The 23,789-nt window shown below is 63.1% G+C and carries 27 protein-coding genes; 3 read left to right on the top strand and 24 right to left on the bottom strand.

The window, feature by feature from the left end; genetic code table 11:
• Positions 1–65 precede the first annotated feature (65 nt).
• From pgsA to ACB032_RS03420, 8 genes are all read right to left on the bottom strand, one after another.
• Positions 66–620: a CDP-diacylglycerol--glycerol-3-phosphate 3-phosphatidyltransferase gene (gene pgsA / locus ACB032_RS03455; protein WP_371137348.1), complete on the bottom strand. Its 555-nt coding sequence runs from the start codon at positions 618–620 to the stop codon at positions 66–68.
• Between the two features lie 304 nt (positions 621–924).
• Positions 925–2,775, bottom strand: coding sequence for an excinuclease ABC subunit UvrC (uvrC, locus tag ACB032_RS03450; RefSeq protein ID WP_011706578.1), 1,851 nt, complete (start codon positions 2,773–2,775; stop codon positions 925–927).
• Positions 2,776–2,963: 188 nt separating this feature from the next.
• Positions 2,964–3,608 (bottom strand): UvrY/SirA/GacA family response regulator transcription factor, encoded by a 645-nt coding sequence (gene uvrY, locus ACB032_RS03445; protein ID WP_011706579.1) that lies wholly within the window; start codon positions 3,606–3,608, stop codon positions 2,964–2,966.
• A 212-nt stretch (positions 3,609–3,820) separates the two neighbouring features.
• Complete coding sequence (kdsB, locus tag ACB032_RS03440) at positions 3,821–4,582, bottom strand: 3-deoxy-manno-octulosonate cytidylyltransferase (RefSeq protein WP_371137347.1); 762 nt, start codon at positions 4,580–4,582, stop codon at positions 3,821–3,823.
• Positions 4,579–4,767 (bottom strand): Trm112 family protein, encoded by a 189-nt coding sequence (locus ACB032_RS03435; RefSeq protein ID WP_011706581.1) that lies wholly within the window; start codon positions 4,765–4,767, stop codon positions 4,579–4,581. Before ACB032_RS03435 ends, kdsB begins: the two co-directional genes overlap by 4 nt.
• A gap of 121 nt (positions 4,768–4,888) precedes the next feature.
• Positions 4,889–5,890 carry a tetraacyldisaccharide 4'-kinase gene (gene lpxK / locus ACB032_RS03430; RefSeq protein ID WP_371137346.1) on the bottom strand — a complete coding sequence of 334 codons (1,002 nt, stop codon included), beginning with the start codon at positions 5,888–5,890 and terminating at the stop codon, positions 4,889–4,891.
• Positions 5,890–7,659 (bottom strand): lipid A ABC transporter ATP-binding protein/permease MsbA, encoded by a 1,770-nt coding sequence (gene msbA / locus ACB032_RS03425; RefSeq protein WP_011706583.1) that lies wholly within the window; start codon positions 7,657–7,659, stop codon positions 5,890–5,892. Before msbA ends, lpxK begins: the two co-directional genes overlap by 1 nt.
• Positions 7,660–7,781: 122 nt before the next feature.
• Positions 7,782–10,073, bottom strand: a complete 2,292-nt coding sequence (locus tag ACB032_RS03420; protein ID WP_371137345.1) for a DNA internalization-related competence protein ComEC/Rec2 — start codon at positions 10,071–10,073, stop codon at positions 7,782–7,784.
• Here ACB032_RS03420 and ACB032_RS03415 point away from each other — a divergent pair.
• The 3 genes from ACB032_RS03415 (at position 10,011) to ACB032_RS03405 (ending at position 12,647) form a co-directional block, all read left to right on the top strand.
• Entirely contained in the window at positions 10,011–10,529 is a 519-nt protein-coding gene (locus tag ACB032_RS03415) for a DUF2062 domain-containing protein (protein WP_011706585.1), read from the top strand. The genes ACB032_RS03420 and ACB032_RS03415 overlap by 63 nt on opposite strands.
• A complete protein-coding gene (locus tag ACB032_RS03410) occupies positions 10,523–11,017 on the top strand; it encodes a DUF2062 domain-containing protein (RefSeq protein WP_371137344.1) in 495 nt (164 codons plus the stop codon). Before ACB032_RS03415 ends, ACB032_RS03410 begins: the two co-directional genes overlap by 7 nt.
• 121 nt (positions 11,018–11,138) lie before the next feature.
• Positions 11,139–12,647, top strand: a complete 1,509-nt coding sequence (locus ACB032_RS03405; RefSeq protein ID WP_371137343.1) for a helicase HerA-like domain-containing protein — start codon at positions 11,139–11,141, stop codon at positions 12,645–12,647.
• Between the two features lie 72 nt (positions 12,648–12,719).
• On the opposite strand, the gene ACB032_RS03400 is transcribed toward ACB032_RS03405, so the two are convergent.
• From ACB032_RS03400 to napG, 16 genes are all read right to left on the bottom strand, one after another.
• The gene (locus ACB032_RS03400; RefSeq protein ID WP_371137342.1) at positions 12,720–13,010 is read right to left on the bottom strand and encodes a Bor family protein; all 291 of its coding nucleotides are present in this window, start codon (positions 13,008–13,010) and stop codon (positions 12,720–12,722) included.
• Positions 13,011–13,184: 174 nt separating this feature from the next.
• Complete coding sequence (locus ACB032_RS03395) at positions 13,185–13,460, bottom strand: Bor family protein (protein ID WP_236662140.1); 276 nt, start codon at positions 13,458–13,460, stop codon at positions 13,185–13,187.
• Positions 13,461–13,511: 51 nt separating this feature from the next.
• On the bottom strand, positions 13,512–14,330 hold the full coding sequence (locus ACB032_RS03390; protein WP_371137341.1) for a hypothetical protein: 819 nt from the start codon (positions 14,328–14,330) through the stop codon (positions 13,512–13,514).
• The gene (parM, locus tag ACB032_RS03385) at positions 14,323–15,366 is read right to left on the bottom strand and encodes a plasmid segregation protein ParM domain-containing protein (protein ID WP_175393749.1); all 1,044 of its coding nucleotides are present in this window, start codon (positions 15,364–15,366) and stop codon (positions 14,323–14,325) included. Before parM ends, ACB032_RS03390 begins: the two co-directional genes overlap by 8 nt.
• A gap of 103 nt (positions 15,367–15,469) precedes the next feature.
• Positions 15,470–16,246 (bottom strand): alpha/beta fold hydrolase, encoded by a 777-nt coding sequence (locus ACB032_RS03380; RefSeq protein WP_017781785.1) that lies wholly within the window; start codon positions 16,244–16,246, stop codon positions 15,470–15,472.
• A gap of 64 nt (positions 16,247–16,310) precedes the next feature.
• Positions 16,311–17,387 carry a molybdenum ABC transporter ATP-binding protein gene (gene modC / locus ACB032_RS03375; protein WP_371137340.1) on the bottom strand — a complete coding sequence of 359 codons (1,077 nt, stop codon included), beginning with the start codon at positions 17,385–17,387 and terminating at the stop codon, positions 16,311–16,313.
• Positions 17,384–18,064, bottom strand: coding sequence for a molybdate ABC transporter permease subunit (gene modB, locus ACB032_RS03370; protein ID WP_017410444.1), 681 nt, complete (start codon positions 18,062–18,064; stop codon positions 17,384–17,386). Before modB ends, modC begins: the two co-directional genes overlap by 4 nt.
• A gap of 223 nt (positions 18,065–18,287) precedes the next feature.
• Complete coding sequence (gene modA / locus ACB032_RS03365; protein WP_024943770.1) at positions 18,288–19,016, bottom strand: molybdate ABC transporter substrate-binding protein; 729 nt, start codon at positions 19,014–19,016, stop codon at positions 18,288–18,290.
• A 102-nt stretch (positions 19,017–19,118) separates the two neighbouring features.
• Positions 19,119–19,592, bottom strand: coding sequence for a molybdopterin synthase catalytic subunit MoaE (gene moaE / locus ACB032_RS03360; RefSeq protein ID WP_011705489.1), 474 nt, complete (start codon positions 19,590–19,592; stop codon positions 19,119–19,121).
• Between the two features lie 2 nt (positions 19,593–19,594).
• Positions 19,595–19,840 (bottom strand): molybdopterin synthase sulfur carrier subunit, encoded by a 246-nt coding sequence (moaD, locus tag ACB032_RS03355; RefSeq protein WP_016350256.1) that lies wholly within the window; start codon positions 19,838–19,840, stop codon positions 19,595–19,597.
• Positions 19,837–20,346 (bottom strand): cyclic pyranopterin monophosphate synthase MoaC, encoded by a 510-nt coding sequence (gene moaC, locus ACB032_RS03350; RefSeq protein ID WP_371137339.1) that lies wholly within the window; start codon positions 20,344–20,346, stop codon positions 19,837–19,839. Before moaC ends, moaD begins: the two co-directional genes overlap by 4 nt.
• A 9-nt stretch (positions 20,347–20,355) precedes the next feature.
• A complete protein-coding gene (moaB, locus tag ACB032_RS03345) occupies positions 20,356–20,862 on the bottom strand; it encodes a molybdenum cofactor biosynthesis protein B (protein WP_011705486.1) in 507 nt (168 codons plus the stop codon).
• A 262-nt stretch (positions 20,863–21,124) separates the two neighbouring features.
• Positions 21,125–21,715 (bottom strand): cytochrome c3 family protein, encoded by a 591-nt coding sequence (locus ACB032_RS03340; protein ID WP_011705485.1) that lies wholly within the window; start codon positions 21,713–21,715, stop codon positions 21,125–21,127.
• 11 nt (positions 21,716–21,726) lie between these two features.
• On the bottom strand, positions 21,727–22,182 hold the full coding sequence (locus ACB032_RS03335; protein ID WP_005299342.1) for a nitrate reductase cytochrome c-type subunit: 456 nt from the start codon (positions 22,180–22,182) through the stop codon (positions 21,727–21,729).
• Complete coding sequence (gene napH / locus ACB032_RS03330; RefSeq protein WP_065476794.1) at positions 22,182–23,057, bottom strand: quinol dehydrogenase ferredoxin subunit NapH; 876 nt, start codon at positions 23,055–23,057, stop codon at positions 22,182–22,184. Before napH ends, ACB032_RS03335 begins: the two co-directional genes overlap by 1 nt.
• Positions 23,054–23,788, bottom strand: a complete 735-nt coding sequence (gene napG / locus ACB032_RS03325; RefSeq protein ID WP_371137338.1) for a ferredoxin-type protein NapG — start codon at positions 23,786–23,788, stop codon at positions 23,054–23,056. Before napG ends, napH begins: the two co-directional genes overlap by 4 nt.
• Position 23,789: the final 1 nt, after the last annotated feature.

The raw sequence follows: 23,789 nt of genomic DNA, 5'->3' as shown, positions 1-23,789 counted from the left end.
TTTCAACGTTCACGACCGTTTCCCTGCCCCAAGTGCGGGGAAACGGTGCTTAGTGCAAACGCAGACTAGAAGCGGGAGTGGTAGGTCAGATCGCCCCAGGCGGCCTTCATGTACTGGAACATGGACCAGAAGGTGAGCACGGTGGCCACATAGAGCAGCACATAGGCCAGCCACACCATCCAGATGTCGTACTGCCAGATGAGACCGGTGAGCGACACCATCTGGATCATGGTCTTCCACTTGCCAATCCAGCTGACCGCCACCGAGGAGCGCTTGCCAAGCTCGGCCATCCACTCGCGCAGGGCGGAGATGATGATCTCGCGGCCAATCATGGTCATGGCGGGAATGGTCACCCAGATGGTGTTGTAGTGCTCGACGATCACCACCAGCGCCGCCGCCACCATGATCTTGTCGGCCACCGGATCGAGGAAAGCGCCGAAGGCAGTGGACTGATTCAGCTTGCGGGCAAGGTAGCCGTCAAACCAGTCGGTCACCGCCGCCAGGATGAAGACGATGGCCGCCGCCAGATAGGACCACTGATAGGGAAGGTAGAACAGGATGACGAAGACGGGGATGAGCAAGATCCGAAAAAACGTCAGCAGATTAGGAATATTTGTCATTATTTTCAGCCACTTCTTGTATGCCGCTACATGGTAGCCCCAAGCCGATCACGGATGCAACCGGACAGGCGCCCGCCTTGGTCTATGAATCCATCAACAACCTCAGGATGCGGGCCATTATGGCATTTACGGGCCCCCTGCGTCACGGCTCTTGTGTGCCGGGATCCCCGAAGTGAATGAACCCAGAGTGAATGATGTGACTCAACTCGCCCCTTGCCGATACTTTGGGCCACAGCCCCTGTTCGCCGTCAGGGCAAACAGGGGCAGCATGGAGGCGCATTCACCCCTTCTCGGCTACCAATGGCTAGAGCGAGTGCAGGGCGTCGTGGATGGACTGGGCCAGCTCCTGGCTGATGCCGGGCACCTTAGCGAGCTCCTCGACCCCGGCTTTTTTCACCTCCTGCAGCCCGCCCAGGTACTTGAGCAGCGCCTGCCGCCGTTTCGGCCCCACCCCCGGAATGTCCTCCAGGGTACTGGTGGTGCGGGCTTTCGCTCGTCTGGCGCGGTGGCCGGTGATGGCAAAACGGTGGGATTCATCGCGAATGTGCTGAATCAGGTGCAAGGCGGGCATATCTGCCGGCAAATGCAGCTCTTCGTGGCTCTCCCCCAGGATCAGGGTCTCCAGCCCCGCCTTGCGGGTCACCCCCTTGGCGATGCCCACCAGCAGCGGATACTTGCCCCCCAGAAACTCCAGCTGGCGGGCCAGGATCTCCTCGGCGCGGCGTAGCTGACCGAGACCGCCATCGATAAACAGCACGTCCGGCACCTTGTCCGGCTCCTGCTGCTTGCCAAAACGCCGCTCCAGCGCCTGCTCCATGGCGGCATAGTCATCGCCGCCTGTGATGCCGTCGATGTTGAAGCGCCGATATTCCGATGAGAGCGGTCCCTCCCGGTTGAACACCACGCAGGAGGCCACGGTGCGCTCCCCCATGGTGTGGGAGATATCGAAGCACTCCATGCGGGCGATGGGGCGCTCCAGCTCCAGCAGCTCCTCCAGCTGGTCGTAGCGGGCGGTGGTGGTGCTCTTGTGGGCGAGCCGCGAGCGCAGCGCGGTTTGGGCGTTGATGGAGGCGAGTTTGATGAAACGGGCCCGCTCGGCGCGGGTACGGCTCACCACCCGCACCTTGTAACCGGCGGTCTGGCTCAGGGTCTCGGCGATGACGTTCTCGTCTTCGAGCGCCACGTCCAGCAGCACCTCGCTCGGGATCTGCCGCCCCCCCTGTCCCGACAGATAGAACTGCAGCAGGAAGGATTGCACCACCTCGTCGAGCTGGGTATCGGCCGGCACTTTCGGGAAATAGCTGCGCGAACCCAACACCTTGCCCTGGCGGATGAAGAGCACGTGGATGCAGGCGGTCCCCTGCTCGAAGGCCACCCCCACCACGTCGAGCTCGTCCAGTACGTTGCCGCTCACCGACTGCTGTTCGGTCACTCGGCGCAGCGCCTGGATCTGATCCCGGTAGCGGGCCGCCTCCTCGAAGCGCAGATCGCCGCTGGCGGACTCCATCTTGCCCACCAGCTCCCCTATCACCTGCTGGTTCTTGCCCGCCAGAAACAGCTTGGCCAGCTCCACCTGCTGGGCATATTCGGCCTCGCTCACCAGCCCGGCCACGCAGGGACCGGCGCAGCGCTTGAGCTGGTAGAGCAGGCAGGGGCGGCTGCGGTTGGCATAGACCGCATCCTCGCACTGGCGCACCGGGAAGATCTTCTGCATCAGGTGCAGGCTCTCGCGCACCGCACCGCCGGAGGGGTACGGGCCGAAGTACTCCCCCTTCACCTTGCGGGCACCGCGATGGACGCCGATGCGCGGGTGCTGGTGCGCGGTGATGATGATCCAGGGGTAGGATTTGTCGTCGCGCAGCAGCACGTTGTAGCGGGGCTGGTACTGCTTGATGAGGTTGTGCTCGAGGATCAGCGCTTCGGTCTCGGTGTGGGTGACCGTCACCTGCACGTCGGCGATCTGGCGCACCAGGGTGCGAGTCTTGATGCTGTCGACGTTGGCCCGAAAGTAGGAGGCGAGCCGTTTTTTCAGATCCTTGGCCTTGCCCACGTAGATGACGGTGCCGCCGCTGTCGTACATGCGGTAGACGCCGCTCTGGTGGGTGACGGCACTGAGAAACGCCTTGCTGTCGAAGAGAGGTTCAGACGAGGTCATGCTGGCTCCGGCAACGGGGATCGAGGTGCTGGATCTGGGGGATCACGGCAAACGGAAGATCGAAAGAGAGGCTCATCGGCAACCTGGCTCAACGGATGAAAGCAGAAGACGGCACAGAGCATACTGCGCCAGACCGGCAAAAAGCAAAAAGGCGGCACAGGCCGCCTTTGATGGCTACACGCCGCCCATTACAGGGTATCGGCATCCAGCATGCCATAGCGAATGGCCAGATGGGTCAGCTCCACATCGCCATTGATGTTGAGCTTGCTGAACAACCGGTAGCGGTAGCTGTTGACCGTCTTCGGGCTCAGGTTGAGCTGTTCGGAAATATCGGTCACCTTCTGCCCCTTGGTGATCATCATCATGATCTGCAGCTCGCGCTCGGAGAGGGACTTGAAGGGGTTCTCGTCGGCCGAGGCAAACTGGCTCAGGGCCATCTGCTGGGCGATCTCCGGGGAGATGTAACGCTGACCGGAGTGGACCAGGCGAATGGCGTGGATCATCTCGTCCGGTGCGGCCCCCTTGGTGAGATAGCCGGCGGCACCCGCCTGCATCACCTTGGTCGGGAACGGATTTTCTGAATGAATGGTCAGCACTATGATGCGCACATCGGGCCGGATCCGCAGGATCTTGCGGGTCGCCTCCAAGCCGCCGATGCCCGGCATGTTCATGTCCATCAGGATCACGTCGGGATGGTGCTGACGACAGAAAGTGACTGCGGTTTCCCCGCTCTGCGCCTCGCCCACCACCTTGATCCCGCGGACATCTTCCAGAATGCGTCTTATCCCTGTACGCACCAACTCATGATCATCGACCAGGAATACATTAATCACCCAAACACCCCGTTTTTTATCTCGTTATATGCCAGTTAGGGTTAACACGGCGTCTTGCATCATAACCAAACTCGCTGATTTGGCAAACCATGGCCGGGAAAAGTTTGAAAGTGCTCATAAATGGTGTTTTGAATCAAATAATTATATAAAGATTAAACACAAAAAACGGCGCCCGCAGGCACCGTTCAGAGTCATTTTTGCTGTTGCCGGCATCAGTTCGCCAGCAGCGCGCGCACCTTGTCCAGATCGGCCTGGGTATCCACCCCGACCGGCGGCGCCTCGAGCGCCTGGGCCACGTGGATCTTCTCCCCATACCAGAGCACCCGCAGCTGCTCCAGCGCCTCTACTTGCTCGAGCAGGCTCGGCGCCCAGTCCACATAACGCTGGATGAAGCCGGCGCGATAGGCGTAGATGCCGATGTGGCGCTGGTAGTGATCGCCAATCTGTTCGCGATTCGCGGCAAAGCGATCCCGATCCCACGGAATGGAGGCGCGACTGAAGTAGAGCGCATAGCCCTCCTGGTCGGTCACCACCTTGACGGCGTTCGGGTTGAATACCTCTTCGGCGTTCTGGATCGGCACCGACAGGGTCGCCATGGGCGCCGTGGCGGCGGCCAGGTTGTCCGCCACCTGGCGGATGATGACCGGCGGAATGAGCGGCTCGTCCCCCTGCACGTTGACCACTATGGTGTCGGCGGCAAAGCCGTAGTGACGGCACACCTCGGCCAGCCGCTCGGTGCCGGACTGGTGATCCTTCGAGGTCATGCACACCTCGAAACCGGCCTGCCCGGCGCAGGCGGCCAGCGCCTGCTGCACCCGCTCGTCATCGGTGGCGACGATCACCCGATCGGCGCCCGACTGCAGGGCCTTTTCCACCACGTGCTGCACCATGGGCTTGCCGTGGATGTCGGCCAGCGGCTTGCCCGGCAGCCGGGTGGAGGCGTAGCGGGCCGGAATGACGACGACGAAGCTCATGACGACAGCTCGTCGCTGCTGAGCGGACGGGCGCGGTTCTCCAGCAGCACCGGGATCCCCTCCTCCAGCGGATAGGCCAGCTTGTCGAAGCGGCAGACCAGCTCATGCACGGCCTTGTTGTAGTGCAGCTTGCCCTTGCAGACCGGGCAGGCAATGATGTCGAGCAACTTGATGTCCAAAGCCAAAACGATACTCCTTCAACGATGTCGCGCCGGCGGTTTCATCACGCCGGCGATGGATGTCGAGCAACCAGATATTTCATGCGGGGCATGATAAGCCCCTTCTCCCCCACGCGGGCGAGAGAGATTAACCTTGTGCCTTGGTTGCGCCTTGCCCCTTCCCGTTCGCCCCCAGCTTGTGCAGCAGGGTATCGAGCAGGGAGGCGGGCAACTCGGCGCTGACCGGCAGATACCACCAGTTGTCGAGGGCAAAGGAGCGGCACTTGACCGCATCCTTCTCGGTCATCAGCAGCGGCTTGCCGGCAAAGCGGCCCACCAGCTCGTCCCGATCGAAGGGATGGTGATCGCCGTAGGCCACCCGCTGATCCAGCTGGTAGCCAAGCCCCTCGAGGGTGGCGAAGAAACGGGGCGGATGACCAATTCCGGCCAGCGCGTCGACCGGACCGGCCAGCGGCGTGGCCAGCGGGGCCTCGTCGCGTACCCGACGGGGGGAGTCGGCCACCAATTGCATGGGGTACTCTCCCCGCCCTGGCTCGCCGCCGTTGCAGATGATGGCGTCCACCCGCTTGAGCCGGGTGACCGGCTCGCGCAGCGGCCCCATGGGCAGCAGGCAGGCGTTGCCGAAACGGCGGGCGCCATCCACCACCACCAGCTCGATGTCGCGGGCCAGCGCATAGTGCTGCAGGCCGTCGTCGGTGATGATGATGTCCACTTCGCCGCTCTGCTCCAGCAGACGTACCGCATCGGCCCGTTTCGGGGCAACCACCACCGGGCAGCCACAGCGCCGGGCAATCAGTACCGGTTCATCCCCCGCCTGCGCCGTGGTGCTGGCGGCGTCGAGCCGGTACGGGTAATGGGGCGCCTTGCCGCCATAGCCGCGGCTCACCACCCCGGGGCGATAGCCGCGGGCCTGCAACTGCTCCACCAGCCAGACCACTACCGGGGTCTTGCCGTTGCCCCCCACCGAGATATTGCCCACGACGATGACCGGCACAGAGGCACGATAGCCCTTGCGCCAGCCGTGGCGATAGGCGTAGCGGCGGGTGCCGCTGATGACGGCGAACAGCAGGGCAAAGGGGGCCAGCAACCAGCGCCAGCCACTCTTTGCATACCAGAGCCGCTCCAGCATCAGGCGTTGCCACCTGCGGTGGCATGGCCGAACTGGATGGCGCGCAGCTGGGCATAGGTGCCCTGCTGAGCCATCAGCGCCGCGTGGTTGCCGCGCTCGACGATATGACCCTCATCGATCACCAGGATCTCGTCCGCCTTCTCGATGGTGGAGAGGCGGTGAGCGATCACCAGCGAGGTGCGCGCCTTGCACAGCTCGTCGATGGCCGCCTGGATGTGGCGCTCGGACTCGGTATCCAGCGCCGAGGTAGCTTCATCCAGCAGCAGCACGGGAGCATCGCGCAGCAGGGCGCGGGCGATGGCGATACGCTGACGCTGACCACCGGAGAGCGACGCGCCGTTCTCGCCGACCACGGTGTCATAACCGTTGCTCATCTTGCTGACGAACTCGTCGGCGTGGGCGATGCGGGCCGCCTGCTTGATCTCGTCGAGGCTGTATTTCTCTTCCGCGGCGTAGGCGATGTTGCTCGCCACCGTGTCGTTGAACAGGTGGACATGCTGGGAGACCAGCGCGTACTGCTTGCGCAGCTCGCTCAGGCGGTAATCACGGATATTGACACCGTCCAGCAGGATCTCCCCCTGTTCGATGTCGTAGAAGCGGGTCAACAGGCTGGCGATGGTGCTCTTGCCGGAGCCGGAACGCCCCACCAGCGCCACCGATTTGCCCGCCTCCACCTTGAAGCTGACGTTGTGCAGCGCCGGGGTGTCCTTGGTCGGGTAGGTGAAGGTGACGTTGCGAAACTCGATCTCGCCGCGGGCGCGCTCCAGGGTACGGGTGCCGGTATCCTGCTCCGGCTCGGTGTCGAGCAGGCCGAACAGGCTGTGGCAGGCGGTGATGGCGCGCTGGAACTGATTGTTGACGTCGGTCAGGCTTTTCAGCGGCTTGAGCAGCATCATCATGGAGGTGATCATGACGGTGAAGGTACCGGCAGTCAGCTCGCTGCGCACGCTGTCGATGGTGGCCACATAGAGAAAGGCCGCCAGCGCGATGGAGGCAACCATCTGCACCACCGGGCTGCCGATGGCATCGGCGGCGACCATCTTCATGGTCTGTTGGCGCATGTTGTTGCTGACCTTGAAGAAGCGCTTCTCCTCCACCTTCTGGCCACCGAACATCAGCACCTCTTTGTGCCCCTTGAGCATCTGCTCGGTGGAGGTGGTGATGTCACCCACCGCCTGCTGGATGTGGCGGCTGATCTGACGGAAACGGCGGCTGATAAGGCCGATGATGATGCCCACCACGGGCCCCACTACCAGAAAGATCACCGACAGCTGCCAGGAGTGCCAGAACATCAGGCCGAGCAGGCCGATCACGGTCGCCCCTTCCCGCACCAGGGTAACCAATGTAGTACTGGCAGCCGAGGAGACTTGGCTGGCGTCATAGGTCACCTTGGAGAGCAGGTGACCGGTGTTTTGGCGGTCGAAGAAGCTCATCGGCATCGCCACCATGTGATTGAACACCTGCTGCTGCAGGCGCATCACCACGTGGTTGCCGACCCAGGCCATACAGTAGTTGGAGAGGAAGTTGGCGACGCCGCGCAGGGCCACGATGCCCAGTACGAAGAAAGGCATCCACTTGAGCACGGTCGGATCGTTGCCGTTGATCCCCTGGTCGATCAGCGGCTTGATGGAATAGACGAAGGTGGTATCCACGGCGGCGTAGCCCAGCATGCCGATGATGCCGCCGATCAGGCCAAGCTTGCGGTCACGGACATAGCCGAGCAGACGCTTGAAGACAGGCCAGCTGTCTTGTGAGGTTTCTTGTTGCATGAATAGCCGTTAATAAGGGAAATGACGGGCTATTCTAGCCAAAGCGCAGGATTACACCAAGCGGTGCCCATCACCAAGGCGGGAAATGACGGTCGTTATCCCAACCAAAGCCGGGTTTACGCTCAGCGATCAGGCCAGAATGCAGGCCGCCACCAGTCGCCATTGCGGCGAAACCAAGGACCCTGCTCTCGTTCGGCCCGGATCCGCAGCCCGCCCGGCGTAGGCTCGACCAGAATTTCTCCGTCCAGCCCGGTGACCCATTGCTGCGCCTCCTGGTAGCGGGCCACCACCTCGGGGCGGGGAAATCCCCACTGGTTCATGAAGCCGGCGCTGTGCACCACATAGCGGGGGGCCACCGCCGCCACGAAGGGCACCGTGGAGGAGGTGCGGCTGCCGTGATGGGGACTCACCAGCAGGGTGCTGGCAAGTCCCTCCCCTTCCAGCGCCAGCAGCCGCTGCTCCGCCTGCCGCTCGATGTCGGCACTGAGCAGTATGCGGCGTTCACCGTCGCGGATCTGCAGCACACAGCCGTCGTTGTTGTGACCGCGCCCCGGCTGCTGCGGCCAGAGCACCGCCATCTCGAGCCCCTGCCAGCGCCACTGCTGGCCGCGCCGGCACAGGGCCGTGAAGCGGCCAAAGTCGAATGACGAGAGCTCATGGCGTACCGGCAGAGCCTGCAGGATGGCGCGCCGATTGCCGGCGTGATCCCGGTCCTTGTGACTGATGACCAGATAATCCAGAACCCGCACATCGAGCCGGTTGAGCAAGGGCAGGATCACGGCATCCGCCATGTTGTAGCCGCCCGGGTAGCGATCGCCGGTGTCGAAGAGGATGCCGCGCTCACCTCGGGTGATCAGCACCGCCAGCCCCTGCCCCACGTCCAGCACCCTCAGTTGCCAGTGGGTCGGTGCCGGCCAGGCCGCCAGCAGCAGGGCCACGCCCCCCGGCAACAGCAGCGGACGGCCGCCCGGCACATGCCAGGCGCACCAGAGCAGGGTCAGCAGCGCCGTGAACGGCAGTACCCAGCCCGGCACCGGCCACCAGAGCTGCCACTGGCTGGCCAGCCGGGTCAACGCCCACAATACCCACAGCAGGCCGACATCGGCCAGCCAGAACAGCAGGTGGGCCAGCTCCCCTGACAGCGGCGCCAGCAGCACCCCGATGAGCGCCAGCGGTATGATGCCGATGCAAAAGAGCGGCAATGCCAGCAGATTGAGCAGCAGCGACAGCGGGGCAATCCCCTCGAACAGCGCCAGTTGCAGTGGCAGCAGCCCCAGCAGCAACAAGCCCTGCAGACGAATGAGCCCGGGTTTGGCCTCCAGCAGGCTCGCCACCAGCAGCAGAGCCACCGCCAGGAAGGAGAGCCAGAATCCGGCCGAATAGAGGGCGAAGGGATCCCAGAGCGTGAGCACCACGAAGGCCCACAACCAGATACGATGGGCCGGCCACTCCCGCCGTCGCCAGCGCAGCAGACTCCACACCAGCACCATGATGAGGGCCCGTTCGGTGGCCACCGCAAAACCGGCCAGCCAGCTATAGAGGGCGGCAAACAGCAGGGCGACCAGAATCGCCCCCCGCAGCCCGAACAGCCGCCCCAGCCACCAGCCGAGCACCGCCACCAGCGCGATGTGCTGTCCCGAGATGGCGATGATGTGGGTCAGCCCGCTGCCGCGAAACAGGCTCCACTGCTCATCCGTGATGCCGCCCTGCTCGCCGAAGGTGAGTGCCGCCAGCAGCGGGCCCTGACTCAGATCCTGCCAGCTGGCGGCAGCGCGGGCCAGCCAGCGCTCGCGCAGCCCCGTCTGAGCCGGCTCAATCTGGATCACCCGGCGCAGGTTGCCGGTGGCGGTGATCCCCTTGCCAAGCAGCAGGCGCCGCCCATCCATCCCCGCCTCGTTGGCCAGGCCATGGGCCGGTTTGAGAGAGACCACCAGAGTGAGGCGACTGCCTGCCGTCATGGCGGGCAGCGCCTGGTAGGCATTGATGCGCACCAGCGGCGCCGGAGTGAGCGCCTGCTCGTCGAGCCTGTTTACCCGCAGCACCAGCCGGATAAATTTATCGCCCTCGGGTTCTGCACTTTGCAGCTGTGCGGTTATGATGTGGCTCGTTTTTTTGCCAAGCTGATCCAGCCAGGCAAGCCGGTAGTGCAAACTCCCCTGCATCCAGAGGATGCCGCACAACAGAAACAACAGCCGCCAGCAGCGGTAACCGGCCAGGGGGAACGCGAGCAGCAGCATCAGGCCACCCCATTCCCATGAAGGCAACCATGGCCAAAGCAGTGAGGAGCTTGCCCCGAGGGCAAACGACAACAGACGCAGATCCATGGTGCAAGTATTTAGCAAGGTTTCAATATGCCCAAACGACTCATACAACGCTGGCTGCCTGATCCGGCGACACTCAAGGAACACAAGCACTTGCGGCTGTTTGGCAAGCTGCTGCTGGATGCCAATCTGTGGCACCTCAATCGACGCTCGGCGGCCGGTGCCTTCGCGGTGGGGCTGTTCATGGCCTGGGTGCCGCTCCCCTGCCAGATGTTGCTGGCGGCCGGCGGCGCCATCGCCTGCCGGGTCAACCTGCCGCTCTCGGTAGCCCTGGTCTGGCTCTCCAACCCCTTCACCATGCCGCCGCTGTTCTACGGTGCCTATCTGACCGGCTGCCAGCTGCTGGGGCAATCCTCCCAGCACATCGAGATCGAGTTCACCTGGGCCTGGCTGGTGTCGGTGTTCGAGACCGTGGCCCCGCCGCTGCTGCTGGGTTCGCTGGTGCTCGCCCTGCTCAGCTCCCTCATCGGCTACGCCCTCATTCGTACCTGCTGGCGCATCAGCACCGTTCGCCAGTGGCAGAAACGCAAGGTGGCCCGCGCATGCTGAATCGCTGGTTCGCCCGCATCAAGATTGACCCCGATACCCTGCGCCAGCAGAAGTGGTTCTCCCTATTTGGCGAGCGCCTGCTCGCCCCCGCCCTCTGGCAAGGGGGGCCGCGCGCCCTGAGCGGGGCGGTGGCGGCCGGCATCTTCGCCTGCTGGTTTCCCATCCCCATGCATTCACTCATCGCGGTCGGGCTGGCGCTGGCGTTCAGCCTCAACCTGCCGCTGGCACTGCTGGCGGTCTGGTTCAACAACCCGCTGACCCTGCCCTTCATGTACCTCTACGCCTATCGCACCGGTTGTCTGGTGCTGCACAAGACGCCGGAACCGTTTCACCTCAGCTGGACCCTGCACTGGCTGGAGCACGAGGCGGCCACCCTGGTGCCCCCCTTCCTGCTCGGCAGCCTGCTGCTGGCGGTGCTGACCGCCGCCAGCGGCGGCCTCCTCACCCTGTTGCTGTTACGCCTCGGCAAGCTGGCCCGCCCCCGCTGATCCCCCGCCTCGTCAGCCTCTGGCGCACTGACGAGGCACTCCCTTGCCATCCCCGGATCCTGCCACCACACTCCTTGTAACCCGTTGTTTTTCGTCCCCCATTTGCCACAAGGAGCCCACCATGGCCGAACCGCTCACGCTGGCCCATGCCAATGGTCATCCCCTCTCCCTGCTGCCGGCCATGGCCAATCGCCACGGCCTCATCACCGGCGCCACCGGTACCGGCAAGACCGTCACCCTGCAGGTGCTGGCGGAGGGGTTCTCCCACCTCGGCGTGCCAGTCTTTCTGGCCGACGTGAAGGGGGATCTGAGCGGACTGGGCGCCGCCGGGGCGGGCTCGGCCAAGCTGGACGCCAGGCTGGCCCAGCTCGGCATTCCGGCCCCCGCCTTTGCCGCCAGCCCCGCTCTGTTCTGGGATCTGTTTGCAGAACAGGGCCACCCGGTGCGAGCCACCGTCTCCGACATGGGACCCCTGCTGCTCGCCCGCCTGCTCGGCCTCAACGATACCCAGAGCGGGGTGTTGGAGCTGGTGTTCAAGGTGGCGGACGACGAGGGGCTGCTGCTGCTCGATCTCAAAGACCTGCGCGCCATGGTGCAGTTTGCCGGTGACAACGCCAAGTCGCTCACCACCCGTTACGGCAACGTCTCCACCGTCTCCATCGGCGCCATCCTGCGCAACCTGCTTACCCTGGAGAGTGCGGGCGGCGATCACTTCTTCGGCGAACCCATGCTGGACATTCAGGACCTGTTGCAGACCGATGAGGCTGGCCACGGTCATATCAATGTGCTGGCCGCCAGCAAGCTGACCCAATCCAGCCGGCTCTATGCCTGCTTCCTGCTCTGGCTGCTCTCCGAGCTGTTCGAACAGCTGCCGGAGGTGGGGGATCCGGACAAGCCGGTGCTGGTGTTCTTCTTCGACGAGGCGCACCTGCTGTTCAACGACGCCCCCAAGGCGCTGCTGGAGAAGATCGAACTGGTGGTGCGACTCATCCGCTCGAAAGGGGTGGGTGTCTACTTCGTGACCCAGAGCCCGGCCGATATCCCCGACAGCGTGCTGGGGCAGCTTGGCAACCGGGTGCAGCACGCCCTGCGCGCCTTTACCCCGAGCGACCAGAAGGCGGTGCGGATCGCCGCCAACACCCTGCGCGCCAACCCCGCCTTCGATGCCGCCGGCGTCATCACCGAACTCGGTGTCGGTGAGGCGCTGGTCTCTCTGCTCGACGAGAAGGGACGGCCCAGCATGGTGGAGCGCGCCTTCATCGCCCCGCCCGCCAGCCGCATCGGCCCCTTGAGCGACGCCGAGCGGCAGGCGCTCATCCAGGGCTCCCTGCTGCACGGCCGCTACGAGACGCCGGAGGATCGCGAGTCTGCTTTCGAGCGGCTCAACGGCGGCAAGGTGACAACCACTGGCGAGCAAGGCAGTGAGCCGTCATCCAACAGGGAAGGCGGCTTGCTCGATGCCCTCAATGGCATCCTGTTTGGCCGCACCGGCCCCCGTGGCGGCCAGCACGACGGCGTGGTGCAGACCGCCGCCAAGAGCGTGGCCCGCACCATCGGCAGCGAGGTGGGTCGCCAGCTGGTACGCGGCGTCCTCGGCTCCCTGCTGGGGGGCGGCAAGCGCCGTCGCTGACGCAGCCGTAATACACCCAACAAAAAAGCCGACCCATGAGGTCGGCTTTTTACAACATACGTGCGGCGGGGATTAACCAGCGCAGTAAACACGCGCCTCGCGCGGAGTGTAAACACCGAAGGTCACTGCGCCCAGCAGGCCATTGAGGAAGGTATGCTGCGCTTCAACACGCACTACCTTGTCAGCACCGTTGCAAACGGCGGCGGCATCAATGGTTTTGCTCTGGCCCAGGCCGGAAATGAAGAAGTGGTGGGTCACTTCTTTGGTGGGTTTTACTGCATTACCGGAATGCACGGTAAAACCTTGCTGAGCACAGCCCGCCACCATCATTGCAACGGCTGCAGTCAATACCATTTTTTTCATTTTATTATCCCTGACAATATTATTTTTCCCGGCTATGCCGGTGCCACACAAAGAAACATTCCTGTTAATTATCAAATGGATAGATAAAGGAGTATTCCTAGGTGCGCGCACACTATCAAAATCCAGAAAGGGCAACAAGGCTTTATTTGAGACTTTACAATGTCAGTACAGAAATCACAGTCTGCAATAAACCCGGGCCGTCCTCGGGGTATATATTCCCAACGTCAAGACGGTCATCAAGGTGTCCTGCGGGCTCTGTTGCATTTCTACTCGTACCACTTTCTGCGGATCATCATGGCAGGCCAGAGCTGCATCAACCATCTCACTCTGACCAATCCCCGCCAGTACGAAATCATGGCTCACTTCTCGGGTTGGCTGACCCGGGTTACCCTCGTGCACGAAAAAGGTTTGCTGGGCACACCCCGACAACAGCAATACGCTGCACGCCATCCATACTATTTTTTTCATCTCTCTTACTCTGGCGATGGTCACTAGAAAGCCTTAGAAGATCCCTTTGGCCTTGACCTTTTTCATGTTGGCCACCTGGTTGGAGAGATCTTCCACCAGCGGCTCGGAGTCCCCCGCGGCCGTCATTTGGCGAGCAGGGGCACTGGCCAGACGCTGGATCAGCCGATGCTGCTCACGAATAAGCCGAGACTGCTCTTCCAGTTGACGAGAGAGCTGTTGAATGCTGCTCTGCAGCGGCGCCAGATCTTGCTCGCCGGCAGCTGATGGCAGCTTGCCCGCGATCGCCTCGGCCAGCTGTTCATGGTCAAGAGGAGCCGGTATTCCCTGCCGCAACTCATCCCACAGCTCGGTGGGTTGCTGCTCCCCAAGCCGGCTGACGATTTCTTCCACCAGACTGTCCGAAGAGGGCACAGCGGCTTGCTGACCCAGACGCTGAACGATTTCATCCACCAGCCCGCCGGTATCACCCTGGCCAAGCCGGGGGGACAATCTGGCCACTATCTGCTCGATCATGACATCGGCAGCAGGCTGCGCCGACGCACTTCCCTCTCCCAGGTTGAAGCCACAACTGGCAAAGGCATGACGCAAGGTGGTCATGCTTACCTGCTCGGGACCCAGCGCATTGGCAATGGCCTTGCAGAGGTTGGGCGCCAGCACATACATGAACATGCCGGAGAGATAGATATCCTTGTGGAAACGACTCTTGGAGAAGTCGAACTCCTCGCTGCCATCTTGGATCTTGCGTGCCCGTTGGTACCAGTTCTGCAATACCCCGACCGCGTAACGATCAGACTCCAGCGCACCCGGGTCCATATAGATGGAGAAGGTCATGCGCTTGAGTTGACTACTCATCACCAACCTCGGCCATCACGGCTGCTTCGCGGTACACTTCCTCTTCTTCGGTGGTGTAGAGGCAGATCTCGCGAGCCAGAGCTGACTGGGCATCGTCCAGCAGTTCGACCCGGTCACCCAGAGTCGGGTAGGCGTTCTTGATTGCTTCGTGGATAAGCGACGCCCCGCCCCCGACCAGGTAAACACGGTTCGGGTTCTTGGCAAACTTCTTCGCTTCATGCGCTACCTGGGAGCCCAGTTCGTCGATCTTGTTCTGCATCTTCTCGAGGATCTTGGGGATCTGGCTCTCGTCGTTCACCACATCGCGCACGAAGCTCATGTCGTGGCGGCGCTTGATGAACTCGTTGGCCACCAGATAACTGGAATCGCTGTCCGCCGCCGCCAGTGCCTTGCGCACGGCATCGGTCACCATGGACACACCAATCTCGTTGTTGCCATAGACATCGGAGACATCGTCAAACTCGCCGACGATGATCCCCATGTCCAGGGTGGTACCGCCACAATCGATCACCAGGGTCTTGGTGAACTCGTTGCAGCCCGAACCGATCAGACGGGAGAGCGCCGCAGGCAGGCTCTCCGGCATCACTTCCACGCTGACGATGTTGAACAGCTCACCCTTGTTGAGGGAGATGGCCCGCATCAGGTTGCGACGCTTCTTCTCGATCTTATCCTCGTTGCGCTGACAATCATCCGGGTTGTAGAACTCGGTGATGGGCAGGGTCACGGTGATGGCCACATCACAGGGGGTCACGCCGGTCTGCAGCAGGGCGTGATGCACGGAGAGCAGGTTCAGATCGTCGTACTGATACTCCACGTGGGTGGTCGCCAGCGACTTGTCGGACGTGGCGTCATAGGTGTACTTGGTGTTGCCTATCTCGTAGTTGTAGATCTTCTTGTCCTTGCGCAAGGCGGCGCTCTTCCAGTCCTTGCGAAAGGAGTTGGGAGAGATGATGGTCTTGAGCACCTTGTTCTCAATCCAGCTCACCTTGACGTTGGTTGAACCATCATCGATGGCCATTTTCATTACTTCAGACATGAGGAAATACCTGTTGATAGAGCAAAATGGGTCCGATTGCCTTGCCTTTTTGCGTGGCAAGGCGATCGGACCAATACATACACGGGATAAAAGGGCGACCAGTTTAATGAGTTTCTAAAATCCGGTGAAGCAAATGATTGAAGCCGGAGGGATCTTCCGCCGGCCAGGCGTGGTGGCCGTTGGGGGTGTGGATGGTGGCGTTGGGCAGGGAGGCAAACTGCTCCACCCGCTTGGCGAGCGGCAGATAGTCGTGACTGGTGGAGATGATGGCCACCGGCTGCCAGATGTTGCCGAGCCGGGCACGCACCGACCAGCCGGGCAGCGCCTCCAGCAGCGCCTTGTAGGTTTTCTTCTTGTTGCGCACGAAACGCAGCCGGAAGGTGTGACGCACCTGGGCAAGGTCGGGGCCGGGAAAGAGCTCGCGGCCAAGCCACCAGGCGAGTGGCCGCAGGCCGAACCAGCGCAGCCACTTGAGGCGCTGGGCAAAGCGCTCCTGCTCTTTTGGCGTCTCCAGCAGAAATTCGCTGAAACCGTTGACCAGCACCAGCCCCTGCACCTTGTGGGGCAGTTGCAGCGCCAGCTCCAGCGCCACCATGGCCCCGAGCGACAATCCCACCACCCAGGCGGGCTCAGGCTGTTCATCGAGCCAGTTCACCACGTCCGCCGCCAGGGTCGCCACGTCGAACGGCCCCTCCTGCATGCTCTGGCCGTGACCGCGCAGATCCAGCGCCACCACCCGGTAGTGCTCGGAAAAGCGTTCGATCTGCGCCTGCCAGTCGAGACTGGAGGAGCCCAGCCCGTGCAGCAGCAACAACAAGGGGCCCTCCCCCGCGCTGCGCAGGGCAAGACCGTTGGATTTCATCACCTGATTGCGGCGCATCAGTTCATTACCTCTCGACTCATCCGCTGAACCATCCTGATTTTCTGCCTCTTCTGCAACCTGCTCAACCCTCGCTGACCAGGCTCACCGCCTTGATGTAGGCGTAGATCTGCTGGTTCGGGGCGAGCGCCAGCCGTCTGGCGGAGCGGCTGGTGATCCGGGCCAGCAGTATCTGCTGGCCCAGCGCCAACTGCAACAGGGTCTGACCGGGTCGTACCTCGCATTCGGCCAGCAGTCGGGTGGTGAGGCAGTTGGAGAGGCTGGAGTGTTCGATGGGGGCGGTGGCGATCACCACGTCCCGCCCGGCCACCTTGATCTGCAAGGGGCCGCCATCGTCCGGCACCTGGGTCATGGTGACCCGCAACTGCTGTTCGCCGAGCTGCAGGGTCGCCATCTGCTCGTCGTCATCGTAGTGAGAGAGGGTCGCCGCCAGCATCACCCCGGCGTCGTCGCGACTGGCAAGCGACAAGTCGGTGCGGGCGAAGATCTCGCTCGGCCGACCTTGCGCCTCCACCCGGCCATCCGCCAGCAGCACCAGCTGATCGCAGAGCAGGCTCACCTCCTCCATGGCGTGGCTGACAAAGATCATCGGAATGCCGCTCTCCTGCTGCAAGCCCTTGAGCACATGGGCCTGGTGGATGCGGCTGCGCCTGTCCAGCGCAGAAAAAGGTTCATCCAGCAGCAGCAGATCCGGTTCGGCCAACAGGGCCCGGGCCAGTGCCACCCGCTGGCGCTGGCCGCCGGAGAGGCCGTGGGCCGGTTGGGGCAGCAGTTCGGCAAAGCCGAGCCGGGTCGCCAGCACTTCGGGTTGCCAGCGCCCTCGCCCCTTGCGAGCCGCCAGTTGCAGGTTGCCGAGCACGCTCAAATGGGGGAAGAGACGCGAATCCTGAAACACCAGCCCGATGCGGCGCGCCTCGGGCAGCAGCGCGCTCAGCGCCCTACCCTGCCAGTTCAGCTTGTCGCCCGGCGCCCTGTCCAGCCCGGCGATGATGCGCAGCAGGCTGCTCTTGCCGCAGCCGGAGGGGCCAAACAGACCGAGAATCCCCCCCAGCTCCAGGGCCAGTTCACAGTCGAGGGTGAAGGCGCCAAACGCCCGCTTCGTCTTGAACAGCAAAGGTTGCACCTTGCGGGTGTCGCTCATCCGAACAGCCTCCGTTGCCGACGCTGCAGCACGCCGTACACCAGCACCAGCATCACCAACGAGAAGCCCATCAGGCCCCCCGCCAGCAGGTGGGCATTTTGATAGTCCATCGTCTCCACGTGATCAAACAGGGCGATGGAAAGCACCTGGGTTTCGCCGGGGATGTTGCCGCCAATCATCAGCACCACCCCGAACTCCCCCAGGGTGTGGGCAAAACCGAGCGCCGCCGCCATCACGAAGCTGGGCAGCGTCATCGGCAAGATGATGTGAAAGAAGCGCTCCACCGGCCCAAACCCCAGGGTGGCGGCGGCCTCCAGCTCCTTGTTGCCCATGTTGACGAAGGCGGAGGTGAGCGGCTGCACCACGAAAGGAAGCGAGTAGAGAATGGAGGCTAGCAGCAGGCCGGTAAAGCTGAACGCCAGCGGCGCCCCGAAGGTGTCGCGCCACCAGGCACCTAATCCGTAGGAGGGGGAGAAGGCCAGCAGCAGATAGAAACCGAGCACCGTTGGCGGCAGCACCAGCGGCAGCGCCACCAGGGCCTCCACCACGGGTCTGAGCCTGTGCTGGCTGCGCGACAGCCACCAGGCCAGCGGCGGCGAGAGCAGCAGCAGGATGGCGGTGGTGCTGGCTGCCAGTCTCAGGGTGAGCCAGACCGCCAGCAGATCCCCTTCACTCATCGGACTCACTCCCAACGCCAGCTCCAGCACCAGACACGGCGAATGAGCAGCACTCCCGGCAGCGCTGATCCCGAGTGAGACAAGTCATCGCCAGCAGATCTCTTTCAATACTCATCGCCCACCTCCCGGGTGAATTCAGGCAACGGCATGGTGCGCATCCTTATGGCAAAAGTGGGCCGACCCGAGGGCCGGCCACTCATCAGGCAGGTGTGTGATTGCGCCATCAGTGGGGCAGCGCATAACCCGCCGCCTTGATCTGTGCCTGACCCGGTCCCTTGAGCCAGGCCACCAGCGCCTCGACCGCCGCCCCTTTCTTCAATACCAGCCCCTGCTGTTCGATGGGCGGATAGAAGTCGGCCGGCACGGCCCAGGCTTCGCCGGTCTTGCCCGCTTCCACCAGGTTGGCCCAGGCGACGAAGCCCAGCTCGGCGTTGCCGGTATCGACAAACTGCCAGGTCTGGCCGATGTTGGTGCCGGTCAGCAGGCGGTACTGCTTGGGATCGATCTTGAGATGGTCCAAAGTCGCCATGGCGGCGGTACCGTAGGGAGCGGTTTTCGGGTTGGCGATGGCGAGGTTGCCCTTCCAGCTGCGCAAGGTTGCCTCGTCAGGAGCCGGGCCGCCCTTCTGCCACAGACCCAGCTGGCCGATGGCATAGGTGAAGCGCTCGCTGCCCTTGCCCTCCTGCTCCAGCTTCTGCGGGGTTTTCACATCGGCGGAGAGGAATAGATCGAACGGGGCGCCGTGGCTGATCTGGGTGTAGAGCACCCCGGTCGCGGCGGAGGAGATGGCCAGGGTGTGGCCGGTCTTGGCGGTGAACTCCTTGCCGATGCGCTCTATGGTGCCCTTGAAGTTGGCGGCCACGGCCACCTTGACCTCGTCGGCCTGCACGGCACCTGCCTGCAGCGCACTGGCGCAGACCCCGGCGATGACAACGGATAACAGCGGTTTCATTCCTTTACCTCCTGACTGGGCCGCGTTGATCGGTCCCCAGTCAAGGGGGCGGCCCCGAAAACAGGGGCCGCGGCTCCCGATGAGCCAGCCCCCTTGAACAGGTCAAGCTTGCCAGCGGGCGGCGGCAGTGTTGTCGCTCTCCTTGGCCTCGACCCAGCGTTGTACCCCTTCGGCGGTCAGCTCTTTTTTCCAGAACGGCGCCCGGGTTTTCAAGAAATCCATGATGAAGTGGCAGGCTTCGAAGGCCGCCTCGCGGTGAGCACTGCTCACCACCACCAGCACGATCTGATCGCCGAGCAGCAGCTCGCCGATGCGGTGGATCAGGGTGCACTCCTGCAGCGGCCAGCGGCTGCGGGCCTCGGCCACTATGTCCGTCAGCGCCTTCTCGGTCATGCCGGGGTAGTGCTCGAGGGCCAGCCCCTTCACCTGCTCCCCCTGATTGAAGTCGCGCACCTTGCCGACAAAGCTGACCACGGCGCCGGTATCCTGCCGGGCGGCGAGGCGGGCATATTCGTCGGCCAGCGAGAAGTCATCCCGCTGCACCAGAATGCGATCGGTCATGGTTGCCTCGCTCATCCTTAACCTCCGGTCACCGGCGGGAAGAAGGCGACCTCATCGCCATCATGAAGGGGCGTATCCAGCGGCACCAGGGTCTGATTGACCGCCACCAGCAGCTTGCCAGCCTCCAGCGCCAGCGCCCACTTGTCGCCGCGCTCGCTCAAGGCGCTGCGCAGTTGCTCGGCAGTCGCGTAGTCGCACGGCAGGCTCAGCTCGTCGCAGGCCACCAGCTCTCTCACCTGGGCAAAAAAGAGTACCTTGATCATGCTTGCTCTCCGTCAGTCACTCCCAGCTGAAAATGGCCGGACTTGCCGCCCTTTTTCTCCACCAGCCGCACCTGTTCGATCACCATGTCCTTTTGCACCGCCTTGCACATGTCGTAGATGGTCAGCGCCGCCACCGAGGCGGCGGTCAGTGCCTCCATCTCGACCCCGGTCTTGCCGGCCAGCTTGCAGAGGGTGCGAATGTGGACCCTATTTTGCTCCGCCTGGGGTTCTATCTCTACCTCCACCCGGGTAAGGGCCAGTGGATGGCAGAGGGGAATGAGATCCGAGGTCTTCTTGGCCGCCATGATGCCGGCGATGCGGGCGGTGGCGAACACGTCCCCCTTGTGGTGCTGACCGCTCAGGATCAGGGCCAGGGTCGCGGGGGCCATGGTGACAAACGCCTCGGCGCGAGCCTCACGCTCGGTCACCTGCTTGTCGGTCACATCCACCATGTGGGCTTCGCCATTCTGGTTGAGGTGGGTCAGGTTGGGTTCAGTCGGGTTCATCAAAGGCCCTCAAAGATGGGAGACAAAGTTGCACGGCTTGGTGCGGGCATCGAGCTGGTCCTGGACAAGCTTCTCCCATCCCAGCTGGCAGGCGCCGGGGGAGCCAGGCAGGCAGCAAATCAGGGTGCGATTGGCGAGCCCCGCCAGCGCGCGGCTCTGCATGGCGGAGCCCTTGATTTCGGCAAAGGAGAGCTGGCGGAACAGTTCGCCAAAGCCCTGTACGGTGCGCTCGAACAGCACGCCGACCGCCTCGGGCACCCGGTTTTGTTCGTTGAAGCCGGTGCCGCCGTTGATGAGCACCACCTGCACCCCCTCATCGGCGATCCAGTCGCTCACCTGAGCGCGAATACGAAACAGATTGTCGGGGCAGAGCGCCCGGTCGGCCAGCACGTGGCCGGCATCGGTCAGTGCAGAAACCAGATAGTCGCCCGCACTGTCATCGGCGGCGGTACGGCTGTCGGAGACCGTCAGCACGGCGATCTTGAGGGGAATGAATGCGTTGTTTTTCTGTCCCATGGGCAGCTCCTGATGGCAAAGGACCGTGAGCAAAGAGAAGAAAAGTGGCCAGGATCCCGGCTGGCAGCGCTCGATTGCGAGGAGAGGCTCGTGTCCATCAGGACCAAACCTTGACCAGTCGGTCACGCGCTGCGACTCACGGCGGGCCGATTCTACCAAAACTCGCGCCAGAGGGGGGATTAAAAGGGCGCACGGCGGCGCTTTTGCCCTGACCGGGCGGAATATGAACAGGCCGGGCGAACCCGGCCTGCATCAGGTGGGCTTAGAAGCCCTTCACGCCCGTCATGTCGGGCAGCTGGTGAGCGATACCCTTGTGACAGTCGATACAGGTGCTCTCGCCGCTGGCCAGACTGGTGGAGTGCATCTGGGCACCCCGTTTGCCTTGCAGGGAGAAGTCCATGTACTCGAAGTTATGGCAGTTGCGACACTCCCTCGAATCCGTGTCCTTCATCCGCTTCCACTCCCGCTCAGCCATCTCGCGCCGGTGCGACTCGAACTTCTCGCGGGTATCCACCTTGCCGGTCAGCATGCCCCACAGCTCCTTGGACGCCTGCACCTTGCGAATGATCTTGTAGGTCCATTCATGCGGCACGTGGCAATCCGGGCAGCTGGCGCGCACGCCGGAACGGTTGGCGTAGTGGATGGTGTCGCGGTACTCCACGAACACGTTGTCCTTCATCTCGTGGCAACCGGTACAGAACTTCTCGGTGTTGGAGGCTTCCATGGCAGTGTTGAAACCGCCCCAGAAGATGACCCCGCCGAAGAATCCCATCAACAGCAGCACCCAGAGGGCGGCCTTCGAGGGAGACTTGAAGGTGGTCCACAGACGCTGCACAAAACCGGGTAATTTCATCTATGGGCTCCTCAGTTCAGCGCTTCAACTGGTTTAAACGTATTTTCCACCAGCGGCTTGGCATCCGCTTGCGGCACGTGGCACTGCAGGCAGAAGTAGCGACGCGGCGAGACCTCGCCCAGGGTCATGCCGTCACGGGTCTCGAAGTGAGTCGGGCTGATCTTGGGGGCCTTCATGGCGCTGGCGTTCTTGAAGCTGTGACAGGCCAGGCACTTGTTGACCTTGTTGTCCACTTCATAGTTGCGGGTGTCGTGGGGGATCAGCGGGGGCTGATGCATGTACTGGCGATCGTAGAGGTCACCATCCTTGCGAAAGTTCTTCATGGGGGCCGCATCGGCATCCGTCACCAGATCCGTGCTCCCCCGCTCCGATTTGATGCCCCCCGTGCTGTTGGTGATCTCGGGGACTGCCGCCATCAAGGAACCTGCCATCAGACAGGCCAGCATTGCTCCAATCAGCTTCTTCATTATGTGTTCTCCGACGTTTTCTCTGCCTTGACGGCAAAACCTACAGTGATTTCAAAAACTTGCTCCGCGCAGACATCGATGCAACGGCCGCAGTTGGTACACTCCTGAGCCACAATCAAGGGCCCGTGACCACGCTTGGCACCGTGAACGGGGCCGCGCAGGATGGGACGTTCCGGGCAGACCGCATAACAATCCATGCAGTTGCTGCACCGCTCGCGCCCCTTGGCAGAAATCTTGATGAACCCGACCCGGTTGACCAGGGCATAGAAAGCCCCCACCGGACAGAGGTGACCGCACCAGCCCCGCTCTACCACAAAGAGGTCGAACAGGAACAGCACCGCCAGCAAGGCCCAGCCCGCCCCCATGCCAAACAACAGGCCGCGCAGGGTGAGCGACACCGGATTGACCAGCTCCCACACCAGCACCCCAGCGATGGCCGGTGCCACCAGCACCATGGCCAGCAGCCAGTAGCGGGTGGTGCGGCTGAACTGACCGTTGCCCTTGAGGCCAAGACGACCCCGCAACCAAGCGGCGGCATCGGTGACCAGGTTGACCGGACAGACCCAGGAGCAGAACACCCGTCCCCCGACCAGCCAGTAACCCAGCAGCACGATAACAGCCCCCAGCCAGAGGGTGGGGATGGGCCAATGGCCCGCCGCCAACGACTGCAGCAGGGTCAGCGGATCCGTGAGTGGCACCGTATCCAGCAACAGCGAGCTGGAGAGATTGCCCTTGAGGATCCAGATGCCCGCCAGCGGCCCCAGCAGGAACAGCGTCAGCACACCGAACTGGCAGAGCCGGCGCAGCAGCAGGAAGCGGTGTGACCGCCACCAGCCCAGCCTGGCCGTGGCCTCGGCTCCCGGATAACGACTCATAGCCCCTCCGGTTTGCGGGTCGGCAGAGTGAGCCTGTCGCCGATGAGCGATTTGCCCGCCTTCGCCTTCTCTTCCCAGCCGAGCCGGTAGTGGTGGCCAATCTCCCCCTTGGCGAGCTGGCGAGGCACCACCTTGATGGCCGCCTCCTCCAGCACGCAGGCATGCTCGCACTTGCCACAACCGGTGCAGACATCGCTGTGCACCATGGGCAGGAACATGGCGTGCTTGCCGGTGCGCTGGTTATGTTGCAGCTCCAGGGTGATCGCCTTGTCGATCAGCGGGCAGACCCGGTAGCAGACGTCGCAGCGCAGCCCCAAGTAGTTGAGGCAGGTCTCATGATCGATGAGCACAGCCACTCCCATCCGTGCCTGATCGATGTCGGTCATGGTCTGATCCAGCGCCCCGCTCGGGCAGGCCATCACGCAGGGGATGTCTTCACACATCTCGCACGGGACGGCGCGCGCCTTGAAGTAGGGGGTGCCGGTGGTCACGGGTTCAAACAGCCGGGCGAGCTTGAGAGTGTCGTAGGGGCAGGCCTCGACGCAGAGCCCACAGCGCACGCAGGCGCCGAGGAACTGTGCCTCGTCGAGGGCGGCCGGCGGGCGCAGCGCCTGGGCAGGCACCGCCTGCACCTGCTGGCGCGCCATGCCGCCGAGCCCCACGCCAAGCAGGCCCACACCGCAGGCCCCCTTGGCCATGTCGGCCAGAAACTGGCGCCGACTACGACTCATC

It is taken from the genome of Aeromonas sp. S5(2024), from assembly GCF_041403025.1.
Classification (GTDB): Bacteria; Pseudomonadota; Gammaproteobacteria; order Enterobacterales; family Aeromonadaceae; genus Aeromonas; species Aeromonas hydrophila.
Note: the sequence above shows the minus strand (reverse complement) of the source record. Positions and strands in the feature narration are given on the sequence as shown.